8 protein-coding genes are annotated in these 14,334 nt (G+C 68.9%); 6 read left to right on the top strand and 2 right to left on the bottom strand.

The window, feature by feature from the left end:
- The first annotated feature begins 49 nt into the window (after positions 1-49).
- Entirely contained in the window at positions 50-1,630 is a 1,581-nt protein-coding gene (locus tag ACFWPT_RS27795) for a hypothetical protein (RefSeq protein WP_380485067.1), read from the top strand.
- Positions 1,631-2,061: 431 nt separating this feature from the next.
- Entirely contained in the window at positions 2,062-3,240 is a 1,179-nt protein-coding gene (locus tag ACFWPT_RS27800) for an ROK family protein (RefSeq protein WP_063346257.1), read from the top strand.
- 130 nt (positions 3,241-3,370) lie between these two features.
- On the opposite strand, the gene ACFWPT_RS27805 is transcribed toward ACFWPT_RS27800, so the two are convergent.
- Positions 3,371-4,144, bottom strand: coding sequence for a GntR family transcriptional regulator (locus tag ACFWPT_RS27805; RefSeq protein ID WP_363376523.1), 774 nt, complete (start codon positions 4,142-4,144; stop codon positions 3,371-3,373).
- 285 nt (positions 4,145-4,429) lie between these two features.
- On the opposite strand from ACFWPT_RS27805, the gene ACFWPT_RS27810 reads away from it, so the two are divergent.
- Entirely contained in the window at positions 4,430-5,227 is a 798-nt protein-coding gene (locus ACFWPT_RS27810; protein ID WP_380485104.1) for an exodeoxyribonuclease III, read from the top strand.
- Between the two features lie 257 nt (positions 5,228-5,484).
- On the top strand, positions 5,485-6,705 hold the full coding sequence (locus ACFWPT_RS27815) for a hypothetical protein (protein WP_380485069.1): 1,221 nt from the start codon (positions 5,485-5,487) through the stop codon (positions 6,703-6,705).
- Between the two features lie 478 nt (positions 6,706-7,183).
- Here the strand turns inward: ACFWPT_RS27815 and ACFWPT_RS27820 are convergent, their stop codons facing one another.
- Positions 7,184-9,505, bottom strand: a complete 2,322-nt coding sequence (locus ACFWPT_RS27820) for a tetratricopeptide repeat protein (RefSeq protein WP_380485071.1) — start codon at positions 9,503-9,505, stop codon at positions 7,184-7,186.
- Positions 9,506-9,720: 215 nt separating this feature from the next.
- Here ACFWPT_RS27820 and ACFWPT_RS27825 point away from each other — a divergent pair, with 215 nt between their 5' ends.
- Together ACFWPT_RS27825 and ACFWPT_RS27830 are read left to right on the top strand one after the other, a co-directional pair.
- Entirely contained in the window at positions 9,721-12,915 is a 3,195-nt protein-coding gene (locus ACFWPT_RS27825) for a tetratricopeptide repeat protein (protein WP_380485073.1), read from the top strand.
- A 667-nt stretch (positions 12,916-13,582) separates the two neighbouring features.
- Positions 13,583-14,023: a hypothetical protein gene (locus tag ACFWPT_RS27830; protein WP_380485075.1), complete on the top strand. Its 441-nt coding sequence runs from the start codon at positions 13,583-13,585 to the stop codon at positions 14,021-14,023.
- Positions 14,024-14,334: the final 311 nt, after the last annotated feature.

The raw sequence follows: 14,334 nt of genomic DNA on the forward strand, positions 1-14,334 counted from the left end.
CGCGTGGTTCAGTAGTGCGGTTTCTCCCCCGCACCCCGGAGTGATCACCGTGCCCACGACTCCCGCCCTGGTCAGCGCGCTGCGCGAACTCGGCGACCGACCCGCCGTCGTCGCCGACGGGCGCGCGATCAGCGGCATCGGCCTGCTGCTCGGCGTCTCCCCGCCGGGCGGCCTGCCCCGGGCCCTCGCCCAGCGCGTCGCCGCCCACGCCGCGCTGCCGCCATCCGCCGCCCGCACCGCCGAACAGCGGCTGCGGCACTGGGCGGGCGTCCTCGGCCCGCCGCCCATCCGGCACACCGTGCTCCACCCCGCCACCGACCTCGCCGTCGAACTCGCCCTCGCCACCCTGCTCGCCGGCGGCACCGTCCACTGCGGCGACCCCCGGCAGGACCCCGAGCAGCAGCTCGTCGACCTCGCCGCCAGCGCCACCACCCACCTCAGCCTGCCCTCCACCCTGCTGTGGCGCCTCAGCCGCCGCCCCGACCTCGCCGACCACGACCTCGGCGCCCTGCGGCTCGTCCTGCACGTCGGCCCCGAACCCCGGCAGGACGACGTGTACGCCGCCGTCGACGCGCTCGGCGCCGTCCTCGCCCACGTCCGCGCCCCGCACAGCCACGCCGAAGCCGCCGACCGGCGACTGCGCACCGCCGCCGACGCCGCCGACGCCATCGCCTGGAAACACGCCATAGGCGTCACCACCGAACAGGTCCAGGCCTTCGGCACCCACCTCGACCACGCCGTCCTGTCCGCACTGCTGCTGACCCTCCAGCAGAGCGGCGTCCTCACCGACCCCGGGCGCGGACACACCGAGGCCGAGATCCTCGCCGCCGCCCTCGTCACCCCCGCCCAGCGGCCCCGGGTCGGCCGCTGGCTCGACGCACTCACCCGGCACGGCCTGATCACCCGGCACGACGACGTCCACTACGGCCGACCCGAACTCACCGCGGCCGAGGTCCGAGAAGCCTGGCGGCCCGCCGTCGAGACCTGGAACGACGGACTCGGCCCGGTCGCCGCCCTGGACCGGATCCGGCGCGGCGCACTACGGCTGCCCCGGCTGATCACCGGCGAGGAGGCACCCCGCCCGGCCGCCGCCCCGATCCGCTGGACGGCCGCCCGCGGCTACCTCGGCGCCGCCCTCGGCGCGCTGGTCCGCGGCCTCGCCGAGACCCACGACGGGCCACAGCCGCTGCGCATCCTCGAACTCGGCCAGGACGACGCCGACTCCACCGTCACCCGGGCCCTCGCCACCCGGCCCCGCCCCGGCGCCGACCACCACCAGCTGCCCGACGGCGGCCGCTACGACCTCGTCGTCGCCACCGTGACCGGCCACCCGGACACCGCCGTCCCGGAGCTGGTCGACCTGCTCGCGCCCGGCGGGCAGCTGCTGCTGCTCGCGCCCACCGGCGAACAGCTCGACCTGCTGATCACGGGGGACGCCGAGGCCGGCGCCGACTCCCCGGCCTCCCCGGCCGCCGCGGTCTCCGCCGCCCCCGCCGCCCCGGCGCTCCCCGCCGAGCGCTGGCGGGCCGCCCTCACCGCCGCCGGCTGCCCGACCGTCCTCGCGCTGCCCGAGGACGGGCACCCGATGGGACTGCTCGGGCAGCGGCTGTTCGCGGCGCGGATGCCCTGAGCCGCCGCTACCATCGGGCCGTGCCCGACTCCCCCGTGCTCAGCGCCCTGTCGGCCGGCTCCCGGCTCCCGGCTCCCGGCTCCCGGCTGAGCCTCGGCTCGCTGCTCTCCGCCCGTTCCCGCTGGTCGGTACGGTCCCGGCGGCCCGGCGGCCCGGCGGCGGGCGGCCCGTGGCCGGGCCGTGAAGCCCGGGTCGTGCACCACCACCCGATGCGTACCATTTCGATACCGAAGCCTGGATGAGCTGCAAGGATTCTCGCCCACCGGGCCCACCCCCGGGTAGGCTCCGCTTGTCCTCCGGCCCTGGCGCAGGCGGCCCCGCGCCGCCGTGCCGCGTTCCGAGGGTGGCACACCCCCGCGGGCCATTCGGTGGGCACCGCGCACTCGACACCGCGCGCCAGGGCAGTCGCGCGAACGGCGAAGGGCATCGCATTGGCGGATCGGCTCACCGGAGGAGACTCCTCGCTGCTGCGGCGGATCAACGCGGCGGTCACGCTTCGGGCGCTGCGGACCGGCCACTCCGTGACCCTCACTCAGCTCGTCGGCGAGACCGGGCTCTCCCGCCCGACCGTCGAGGGCGTCATCGAGGGTCTGGTCGAAACCGGGCTGGTCGCCGAGGTCGACCAGCCCAAGGAGGACGGCCAGCCCGGCACCGGCCGGCGCGGCCGACCGGCCCGCTGGTTCCGCTTCCGCGCCGAGGCCGGGCACATCCTCGGCATCGAGGTCGGCGTGCACGACATCCGCGTCATCCTCGCCGACCTCACCGGCGAGGTGGTGGGCAGTCACTTCAAGCCGGTCGACGAGACCCTGGACGCCGAGGACCGGCTCGCCGCCGTCCGCACCGCCGTCGCCGAGGTCCTGCGCAAGGCCGGCATCTCCCGCGACAACCTCTGGGCCGTCGGCATCGGCACCCCCGGCATCGTCGACCGCGACGGCACCATCCAACTCGGCACCGCCATGCCCGGCTGGACCGGTCTCGACCTCGGCGCCCGGCTGCGGCGCTCCTTCCGCTGCCCCGTCCTGATCGAGAACGACGCCAACCTCGCCGCCATCGCCGAACACTGGCAGGGCGCGGCGGTCGGCGCCGGCGACGTCGTCTTCGTCATGGCCGGCCTCAGCCCCGGCGCCGGCTCCCTCATCAACGGCAGGCTGCACCGCGGCCACGGCGGGGCGGCCGGCGAGATCGGCGCCCTCCACCTGCTCGGCCAGGAGGTCACCCCCGAGCGCCTCCTCTCCACCACCGGCAAGCCGCTCAACCCGCTCGACGAGGCCGCCGTCGCCCGCGTCCTGCGGCTCGCGCGGGAGGGCGACGAGGTGGCGAAGGTCGCCATGGACCGCTTCCTCACCCGCCTGGTCCAGGGCGTCGCCGCGCTCGTCCTGGCCATCGACCCGCAGCTCGTCGTGATCGGCGGCTGGGCGGCCGGCCTCGACGGCGTCCTGGAACCGCTGCGCGAGCGCCTCGCCCAGTTCACCCTCCGCGCCCCCGAGGTGGCGCTCGCCGCGCTCGGCTCCGAGGTCGTGGCGATGGGCGCGCTGCGCGTCGCCCTCGACCACGTCGAGGACCAGCTGTTCGCCGTCGACCCGCCGACCACCGGCAACGGCCGCGCCTGACGGGCCCCGGACCGCCGCCCGGGGTTGAACCCGGGGCGGCGGTCCCGACCCAGCTCCGCCCGGACAACGACCGAGGCCCGCACGCCAATCGGGCGTCCGGGCCTCGGCCTGAGGGTGTCGGAAAAGTGGTTCAGGAGGCGGTGCGGACCTCGGCCGCAGCGCCGACCGGGGTGACCTCGACCAGCCCGGTCGAGCCGAAGGTCAGCTTGCAGGTGTCGGCCCGGTAGGTGGCGACGGCGAGCGCCACCAGGCGGCCGGCCGACGCGTACTGGGTGGTCATCACCAGCACCGGCGAGCCGGGCGGGCGCTCCAGCAGGGCGCCCTCGGCGGCCTCGGCGACACCCAGCTCGACCGCGCGGGACTCGCCGTCCACCTCCAGCCGCTCCAGCTGGCGCAGCACCGAGCGGGCCCGGTCGCTCTCGGCCCGGAAGCCGGGCAGGTGCGGCAGCGCGGCGGCCGGGACGTGCAGCGACTCGGTGGCCACCGCCCGGCCCTCCACCAGGCGAACCCGGCGGACGGTGTGCACGGTGGCGCCCTCGGCGATGCCGAGGCCCTTGGCCAGCTGCGCCGGGGCGGGGGCGGTGGTGCAGTCGACCGTCCGCCAGGCCTGGTTGCGGCCGACGCCGGGCCAGCCCTCCTCCTGCCGGTTGACCGGGACGCCGACCCGCGGGGCGGCGATCAGGGTGCCGATCCCCCGGCGGCGCACCAGGCGGCCCTCCAGCTCCAGCTGGTCGAGGGCCTGCCGCAGGGTCGCCCGGGCGACCCCGAAGCGGGCGGAGAGCTCGCGCTCGTTGGGCAGGACCTGGCCGGTGGAGAACTCCGAGTCGATGGCCCGCAGCAGCACCGTGCGCAGGTGCCAGTACTTCGGTTCCGGCACCGCCGAAAGCTGTCCAGTCGTCCCCACCGTGTCCTCCACCCTGCTTGTCCACCCTGCGGTAAGGAGGTCGGATCCCGGGCCCGCTGTCCGCGGATGCGGCAGGTGGGAGAGCGGGCTTTTATCCGTCCTTCTTTATTAAAGGTCTTTGCAGTAAGCGACCCTAGGGGCATCGTCCGGAGATGGTCAAGACCAATGGCGCGGCTTGGTGCGACTGTCGCACACATTCATGCCGCGTTCACGTCATCCCACGGCCGGTGCGCGTCACGCTTCGGCGCAGGCCCCGGCACTCGGTAGGCTGCCCGGGTGATCGTGGTGACGAGTGTGAACGTGAACGGAATCCGGGCGGCAGCCAAGAAGGGCTTCGTCGAGTGGCTGGCCGGCACCGAGGCGGACGTGGTCTGCCTCCAGGAGGTGCGCTCCGAGCCGGAGCAACTGCCCGTCGAACTGCGCGACCTCGACGGCTGGCACGCGGTCTGGGCCCCCTCCGTCGCCAAGGGCCGGGCCGGCGTCGCCGTCCTGTCCCGCCAGGAGCCGCAGCGGACCGTCATCGGATTCGGGTCCGAGGAGTTCGACAACACGGGCAGGTACGTCGAGATCGACCTGCCCGGGCTGACCGTCGCCAGCCTCTACCTCCCCTCCGGCGAGGTCGGCACCGAACGCCAGGACGAGAAGGAACGCTTCATGGCGGAATTCCTCGTCCACCTCACCGCCCTCCGCACCCGCGCCGCCGCCGACGGCCGCGAGGTCGTCGTCTGCGGCGACTGGAACATCGCCCACCGCCCCGAAGACCTCAAGAACTGGAAGGCCAACCAGAAGTCCGCCGGCTTCCTCCCCGAAGAACGCGCCTGGCTCTCCCGCGTCTACGACGAAGCCGGCTACGTCGACGTCGTCCGTACCCTCCACCCCGACCGCACCGGCCCCTACTCCTGGTGGTCCTACCGCGGCCGCGCCTTCGACAACGACTCCGGCTGGCGCATCGACCTCCAGGTCGCCACCCCGGGCCTCGCCGCCAAGGCCGTCGAGGCCTACGTCGAGCGGGCCGCCACCCACGCCGAGCGGTGGTCCGACCACGCACCCGTCACCGCTGCCTACGACCTCGGCGACAACTGACCCGCAGGCAGCCACAGTTGAGCAGAACCCAGGGGCGGCCCCGGCCGACGGCGCCTCCCTGGGTTCACGGCCGCTCGCATCACCACACGACCGAGTACGGGACGCGGTCTAATGGGCCCGCCCGCGGCCCTTCCTCAAAGCCACCCAACGGCCGCAAGGCTTCCACAAGTTGCTTGCAGGGATCCGTCATTGTGGGTGGGCAGACCCTGCCATGACCGGGCGGTGACCCGGCTGCAGGCAGAATGGGGGGCAAGGTCGTGAACAGTCCACTCAGAGAGTGCATCCCGGCCGCGCAGGGGAACGCGCGCTGGGCAACGATGGCGGAGTGCAAGCGGGTGCTGGTTGTCGTCCACACCTTGGTCTACACGCAACGACTTCGGGACACCTTCGCGCTCCTCGGTTCGGACTTGAGGATCCAGGTCGTCTTCACAGTGGCGCCTCACGCCTTCAACGAGGGTGTGACCGGCTACCTGTCGGCGCTGGGGGGCGCGGTACTGCCGTGGGAGGTGGCGACGACCGTCGAGTTCGACCTGGTGCTGGCTGCTGGTTCCCAGGGCATCGACCAGTTGCGGGGACCGGTGGTCAGACTTCCGCACGGTGCCGGGCACCAAAAGCTTTCTCCCGTCGGCGAAGACGGCCAGCGGAGCATCTCAGGTCTGGGACGGGAGTTCCTCACCTGGGAAGGAGAGCTCACCTGCACCTCCTACGCTCTCGCGCATCAGGACGACCTGACAGAGCTTTCGGCATCATGCCCCGATGCACTCCGGGTGGCGGAGGTTGTCGGCGACGTCGACCACGACCGGCTGGCGGCCAGCATCCCCTACCGCTCCGAGTATCGACAGGCTCTCGGACTACGAGACAACGAGCGATTCGTCCTCGTGTGCTCCACATGGGGCACCGGCTCGGTGTTCGGTCAGCCGGACAACCTGCTACCTCGCCTCGCCACTGAGCTTCCTCCCAACCGCTTTCGGACGGCAATGCTCGTCCACCCGAACGTTTGGGCAGGACACGGGGGTTGGCAGGTCCGATCCTGGGTTGCCGGCACGACGCGGGGCGCGGTCACCCTGATCGCGCCAGAAGCGGACTGGCGCCCGCTCCTGGCCGCGGCAGACTTCGTTATCGGTGACCACGGGTCGCTGACGCTCTACGCCACCATGACCACAGCCCCCATCGTGCTCGCCCGCTTCCCCTTCCGGGAAGTCAACCTGCGGTCACCCGGGGCGGTCCTGGCCCGGACCGCGCCTTCGCTGTCATTGACGCATCCGCTCGATCGGCAGCTCGACTATGCCGAGAGGCAGTACCGGCGGGAGGAGTACGCACTGATCGCGGCCCGCATCTCCTCCGAGCCCGGACGGTTCAGCTGCAACATGCGAAGACTGCTCTACCGTGTTCTGGAGCTGGGTGAACCCGCACATGAACCCGAAGGAGGGCGCGTTGCCCTCCCGTACCCGCTTTCGGGGGTGTCACAGTGGCAGTGACTGTCCAGGTAAGGCTGGCCAGGGAGACGCGCAGGAACCACACAGCCTCATGGATGGCGCAGGTCGCATCGACTGCCGACTCAGCCCGACTGGTTCGGCTCACAGCAACTGCACAGGAACGTCAGGCTGACGCCATCCGGTCGCTGGCGGACGAGCATCTCTCCATCGGGCTCACCACTCGCTGCGACGATCGACTGCAGCTACACGCTGATGTACTGCACGAGCATCGGCTGTGGGGCCGTCGCGATGCCGAGCTGAGGGCGGCCGACACAATCTGGCGCTTTCCGGGATGCGCGGTAGCGGCCGTGGGTTACCTAGACGGACTTGTCGTCGCGACCAGGACAGGCAAGTCTGTACAAGTGTCACGGGTCGGCGGCCACGGTTGCGAAGCTGCCGTGATCGGCTCTCTGATGCATGCCTGGCTAGCCACCGGCAGGGCTGCGGCCGACCTCCTTACTGTGGAGCCAGTCCAGGACGGCTATGCCAGCGGGAGGGCGTCGATCCTGCCGGCCAGACGGCTGGTGTCCAACGCATCCAGTGACTGGTAGATCGCGAGGGACTGCCCGTAGCGCATCAGTGCATCGGCTGGGCACCCTCTCTGTTCCGCAAGTTCCCCCATCAGTTCCAAAACACGCGCTTCCCAATGCCGCGAACCAAGCTGCTGGAACTCGCTGAGCGCGTTGTCCAAGCATTCCTCGGCAGAGGAGTGCTGGTGGGATACGGCATGAGCCCGGCCGAGCCAAGCCATCGCCCTGGCGGCCTCGTATCGGTCAGGGAGCGCAAGGAGTTGTTGGTGCGCCTGCCTCAGCAGGCGCACCGCATCACCATGTCGGCCCTCGGCCAGCCTCACTTCTCCGAGCGAGAACCGGGCAAGCGCCGAGCCCCGTACGTAGCCAAGCGACTCTCTCAGTTCCAACGCGTGGCAGAACGACTCGGCCGCACGGTCCAGTTGACCGGCGGCCTGATGAGCATGGCCCAAGCCGTGGTGGGCGTCGGCTTCGGCGCGTGGATCACCAACTTTTCGAGTGAGCGTCAGTGCATCGCTGAACCACTCGGCAGCATCGGTTGACCGGTTTGCATTCCGAAGTCCATGGCCGCCGGAGGTGAGCATCCGAAGCTCCCCCAGCCGATCGCCAGCGCGACGGGCCGCAGTGAGCCCGATCTCATATGCCTCGATCCACAGGCCGTGGGGGCGAAGTCGAAGAAAGAGGGGCCACATCGCGTCGGCAAGTTGCCACACCGTCCGGTCGGCTCCCGCGGCCGCCCCACTGCGCAGCATCGCCATCAGGTGGCCGCGCTCCACGTCTAGCCATGCCAGAGCCTGGAACTCATCGGCAAAGTCGGGCAGCCCGGCAGGCGGTTCATGGTAGTCGCGAGCGAGGTTTCGGTGACTGGGACTGATCAGTGCCTCGGCCTGTGTCGCCGCTGCGAGGTACCACTCGAGGACGCGACGGAAGGCCGCCTGAGTGAGCTCGACCGGATCCTTCTCCAGCGCCCATGCGCGAGCGTGCAGACGAACCAGGTCGTGGAAGCCGTATCGGCCGTTGCCCAGGTCTTCAAGCAGGTGAACTTCCGCGAGAGCATCGAGCAGTCGATCGGCGTCTCCGGCCCGGACGCTGGCCACCGCCCCAGCCGTAGCTGGTGTGATGTCGGGGAGCGGCAGCAACCCGAGAAGCCGGTACAGACGAGCGGGCTCTTCGGCGAGTACGCGGCAGGATGCGTCCAGAACGCCCCTTACAGCTGTCTCACCGTCGATCCGTAGCGCGTCCAGCCGATCGCTCTCACGTGCGAGTGCATCGGCGGTGACTGCAAGGGCCTGGTGCGGCCTGGCGGCCATGCGAGCCCCCGCCAAGCAAACGGCCAGCGGCAGGCCCGCACATCGGGCGATCACCTGGTCAGCGGCAGCCTGTTCGGCAGCTACCCTGTCGGCGCCGATTCGGGCTGAGAGGATCGCTGCGGCTGACTCACGATCGAGCAGGCCCACAGGGTGGAAACTGGCACCATCGATGCCGAGGCCGGTCAGCCGGGCCCGGCTGGTGACGACTGCCAGGGAAGAGCCTGATCCAGGGAGCAGTGGGCGAACTTGTGCAGCGCTGAGAGCGCTGTCGAGGAGAAGACCGATGTGGCGCTGCGAGGCCGTGGAGCGCCACAGAGCGATGATCTCCGCGACTGGCAAGGGAACGGAGGCCACCCCAAGCGCGCGCAGGAATCCGCCAAGGACCTCGGTCAGCTCAGCCGGTCCGTCAGGGGCATGGGCCCGAAGGTCTGCGTAGAGAAGGCCGTCGGGGAATCGTGAGCTCAGTCCGCGCATCCAGCTTGTCGCCAGCGCGCTCTTGCCGACTCCTGCGGGCCCGGACAGCACGATCGTCAGCCCTCCGCCCCCGGGCGCATCTCCGAGGAAGGCGTCAAGCCCCTCCATCTCTCGAGTGCGCCCCAGGAGGCGCACAGGGGCGGGCGGAAGCTGTTGAGGAATTGGGAGCTGCGCGGGCGCAAGAATCTGGAAGTGCACGCCCCCATGGATGTCTCGTGCCTGTACGACACCGCCAGCGACATCGGCCGAGCCCGAGATCGTATTGCGGAGTTCACTCGGTGAACCCGTCCGGCCATGGCTGCTGTCCGCCAGCCATCGCGCCAGTTCCATGGCCAGTTCAGGGCTCTGCGCCGATCGTTCGACCAGCAGCAAGGCAAGCGCGGCCAGCGCCGATTCGCGATCGGGCCCAGTGAGTCCGCGCAGCCACAGCTCCGCGAGACCGCCTGAGCCGCCGGGAGTGACGTGCAGCCAGGACCCGATGGCTGCCAACGACGACGGCGTAGCCCTGTGTAGTGCCGATTCGACCATGTCCGTGTTCAGTGGTCCCATTTCGCCCCCGGCTCTTACCACATAGCACGCAAACCTACGAAGAGTATGCGAGAGCGTGCCAGTTTGCGAAACCTGCCGTGGTATAGCCGGTCGGCCAAGCACGTGCGATGCTCTCTTCCGGTGAAGGCTGGGGACCGACCAGCGGGGGTATCCGGATGGAAATCCATCTCCTTGGAACAGTCGAACTGTCAGCCCAGGGACGGGCGGTGAAGCTTGAGTCCGACAAGGTACGGTGCCTGGCTGCGGCGCTCGCGGTCGACACTGGCCGGCCGGTTTCACTGGATTCATTGATCGCAAAGCTGTGGGACGACGACCCTCCTGCCAAGGCCCGCGCGACCACTCACTCCTACCTGTCACGCTTCCGCACAGCGCTGCGCCTCGCACAGCCCATTGATGTCGACACCCCCCTGGCAGCGATCAGCCGCAAGGCGCACACCTACACCTTGAATACCGATCCACAGCGGGTCGACTGGCTGCGCTACCTCCAACTTGCCCGTCGCGCGAGATCGCTGGCCGAGGCCGGCGACGACCGCGAAGCACTCGCTGTGTTCGGTCACGCGGAGGACTCGTGGCAGGGGGAGCCACTGGCCGGACTTCCTGGCCAATGGGCGCACGCCACCAGAAAGATCATGCACGACCAGTGGCTGGCCACCACGCTTGTTCGCTTCGAGGTAGAACTGAGGCTCGGGCGTTTCATCGACCTCGTCCCCGAGCTGGCCGCGTTGGCCGAGCAGCGTCCGACAGACGAACGTGTTGTCGGCCACTTGATTACCGCACTGTACGGCTGCGGCCGGCAAGCCGAGGCGCTCGGCGTCTTTCAGCGAACCCGGCGCGAACTGCGCAGTCAGCTCGGCACGGAGCCGGGCGAACAACTCAGCCTCCTCCAGCAGCGTGTACTCCGCCGCATCCCCGTGAGTGAAATCCTGATCCGTCCGAGGAGGGCCCTTCACCGCGGGCCCGCCCGCGAGCGCACCGGAGCACACCGCAGCTATCTGCCCGTATTTCCCAAACTGGTTGGCCGGCACCACGAGCTGCAGGGAATCCTCTCGGTCACCGGACAGGACCCTTCCTGCGGTGCCATCGCCGCCATCTCCGGCATGGCCGGCGCCGGCAAGTCGTGCCTAGCACTCACCGCAGCGCACCTGTCGCGGGACCGATTCCCGGAGGGGCAGTTCTACGTCGACCTGCGGGCGAACGGTGGCGCACAACAGCCGCTCGAACCCGAGGTGGTCGCAACGAAGCTCCTTCGGCAGGCAGGCTTTGCGGCCATTGCCATTCCATCGGACCGCGATGAGCTCCTGTCCCGTTGCCGCGAACTGCTCGGCGAACTCCAAGCGGTGGTCGTCCTCGACGACGCGCACGGCCCAGAGCAGGTCCGCCCGCTGCTCCCTGGAAGCCCCACTTCTCTGATCCTCATCACCAGCCGCCATCGACTCGCCGAGCTCCCGTGCCGCCCGGTCTTCCTCGATGCCCTGTCGGTCGACGACGCAGTCGAGCTCTTCACTCGGCTGGTCGGTCATGAGCGCGCGAGCAACAGAAACGAAGTAGAGGCCATCGTCAGTCGCTGTGAGCGCCTTCCGCTCGCCATCGAGCTAGTTGCCAGCCGGCTGAAAGCTCACCCCTCGTGGTTGCTCCCCCACATCATCCATCGGCTCTCCCGCAAAAGCGGTCGGCTGGATGAGCTCCGCCACGGCCTTGACAGCGTGGCCATTGCCTTCGACGTGTCCTACCAATCGTTGCCCGATGCACAGCAGGAAGCCTTTCGTCTGCTCGGCCTGTATCCCGGACCTGACCTCGGTCCGGGTCTAGCCGCCGCGCTGGTCGGCCGGCCGCCGGGTGAGACGGATCGGATTCTCGAGAACCTGCACAGCCTGCACATGATCCAGGAGCACTCACCCGAAAGGTACACGCTGCATGATCTCCTGCGTGAGTACGCAGTCGATCTTGCGTCGGCCGACGAACGGCGCCAGTCAGTTCAACGGCTCGTCAATTATGCTTCACAGACGGCAGATCGAGCTGATCGGCTCGTAAGTCCGCGACGACTCCGCCTGCCGCTGCCAAACCAGTCCGGGCACTCAGCTACAGCCACCACGCCCGCAGAGCTCGACTGGCCTGACGATAAGACGATCAGAGCTTGGCTGAGTATCGAGCTACCGAGCCTGGCAGCCGTCGAACAGCACGCTCGGACCACCGGCATGCCGGAGGAAGCCGCATGGCTCGCCCACGTCCTTGCCGGACATCTTGAATCCGAAGGGCTGTGGCGCGAAGCCAGCGAGATGCACCGCGCCGCAGCCGACCACTGGCGCACTCATGGAGTGTTTCTGTCCGAAGCGCATGCCCTTTTGGCGCTCGCCTCGATCCAGATCCGAACTGCCCAGTACCCCCACGCCGCACAGGCAGCCGAGCGCGCCCTCGACATCGCGCGGACGGAGGGCGATACCAGATGCACGGCGGAGGCAATGGAGAGAATCGCGGCGATTCACTGGCATCAGAGCGACCTCACGACAGCACTTTCAATCCAACGTGAAGTCATCGAGATTCATCGGGCCTCACAAGACCAGTGGAACCACGCCCGCTGCCTAAACAATATCGGCGCGATACTCCTGCATCTCGGGGACAGCACGGCGGCGCTCAAATTCCTCACCGAAGCCCATCCCCTGGCAAATCATCTCAACGACACACGGCTTGAGCTACAAATTCTCAGTAACCTCGGAGCGATTCATCTCAGCACCAGAAATCCAAGCCCGGCTCGGATCGCCTTTGAGAGGATCCTCTCCATCGGCGAGGGTGTTCTTTCGCCAGACGACCTTGCGACTGTCCGAGTAAACCTTGCAGCCTCTCTTCCCCTTCCGGGGGATTCCGCCCGCGCCGCCGAGCTCTACGAGTCCGCCCTACGCACCTTTCGCGAGTCGGGCAACCGCCGAACCGAGGCTGATGCGATGAACGGGCTCGGGACCGTCCATCGCCGGTCGGAGCAGTTTGACGCTGCGATCGAACAGTACTCCCGTGCTCTCGAACTCGCCCGATCCATCGGCGCTCAACGCGAGCAAGCCGCGGCCTTGCGCGGACTCGGCCAGACTGCGCACTCAGTTGCCGACACCTCAGCAGCGCGCAACCACCTCAATCAGGCCGCAGCCCTGGCTCGACAGATCGGGGCGGTGGAAGAGGAAGCCTCTGCCTGCGAGACATTGGCTGAATTACATCTACGCTCTGGACGCCGCAGCGAGGCTCGCACAGCCGCCGAACGCGCCATCGAGCTACTTGAATCCATCAATGCGCCAGAATCGATCGAACTCGGAAGGATCTTGACAGTACTTGATCAATTTACCGATAGTAATTCGCCCATCTAGAGGCAGCTGCGCCCAGCCCTCGCCCCATGTGCGATTTGATCGAGCGGCGTTCCCCCTGGTGTACTAATCCCAAAGAACCCGCTACTCGCATCATTGGACTGCCCTACGTGAAGCTCATACTTCTGCACTCTGCAGCTTTCGCATCCCTGGCCCTTGCCGCTTCGTTCGCATTCACATCAACCAGCGAACCTGCGGATCCCACTCGGCCGACAACGACCGTCCAGGCCTGGATGCCGATCTGGGCGACCCAAAGCTTGTAGACCGTCAGGTTGGGCCACACACGTTCATGGCCCAACTCGACGGAGCACATGCCGCCGCTTGGGCGAACCGGCTGACCGCACCTTCATTCGTACACTGACCGCGAGCCGGCCCTACCGTCGGACCGTCATCGCCGGGCCGCCATGGTCACGACTGCGGCGGTGCCCGCCCAAAAGGGTCCTGCCATGTGGAGGGCTGTTGCAGTCGCGTCGGACGGCAGTCAACAGCTCAACGCCAGGATAGGGCCAGTTGAAGCTCGAGGCGGACCCTCCGACCTTCCCTCGGAGCCGCGGGCCCCGGACCGGTCTCGGATCCTGGGCAGTGGAGTTGTGCGGTTTGCCTTCGAGCGGGTGGCAGTTGCCCGTACCGTGTCAACTGCGGTCAGGCTGGACGACAGGGGTGTGGCGCGGTGGAGCCGATTTCGATGGTCTTGCTGGCGGCGTTGGCCGGTGGCGCCGGTGGCGAGGCCGGCAAGCAGGTCTGGACTGGGCTGAGCACGCTGGTTCGCCGCCCGTTCCAACGTACCGACGGCGTGCCTGCGGTGTCCTCGGGGGAGGCAGAGCTGGCAGCGCTCGAGCAGGCACCCGGTCCAGAGCACGCGGGCGCGCTCAGCACCGCTTTGGCCGTACGAGCCGCACTGGACTCGCAGTTCCGTACCGGCCTGCAGCAGTGGCACGAGCAGGCCAGAGTAGTCCGCACCGGCGACGGCGAAGTGACCAGTACCATCAGCGGCGGTACCTTCCACGCCCCGGTACTACAGGGTCGGGACTTCTCCGGCATCTCCTTCCCGACCGCGTCTCCACCACCTCACCCCGCCTCAGGCACCGGTACAGCAGCCTCTGACGACTAATACGTCAACCGGACTTCGATGTTTTTCCTGGCCAGAAGGCTGCACGGGGAGTGCAGTGGGCTGGTGCCCGTCAGGGGCGGTCTTCTTGGGACCGCCCCTCGATCATGTCCAGCCGGCGTTGGTAGTGGCAGCTACGGGCGATGTCCTGGCGTTGTCCGCGCCACTCGGCCTGGCCCTGGATGGATCGTCGTCGGCGGTTACCTCTGACCTACAAGCAAGACCATTTGATCGCTCTGGAGGTGGTCGCGGTGTGCAGCACGCCGCACGCCGCGACCACCTCCCAACAGCAGCCGAGCTGCCGACAAGGATCT

Origin of the sequence: Kitasatospora sp. NPDC058478 (assembly GCF_042720345.1) — a bacterium.
Classification (GTDB): domain Bacteria; phylum Actinomycetota; class Actinomycetes; order Streptomycetales; family Streptomycetaceae; genus Kitasatospora.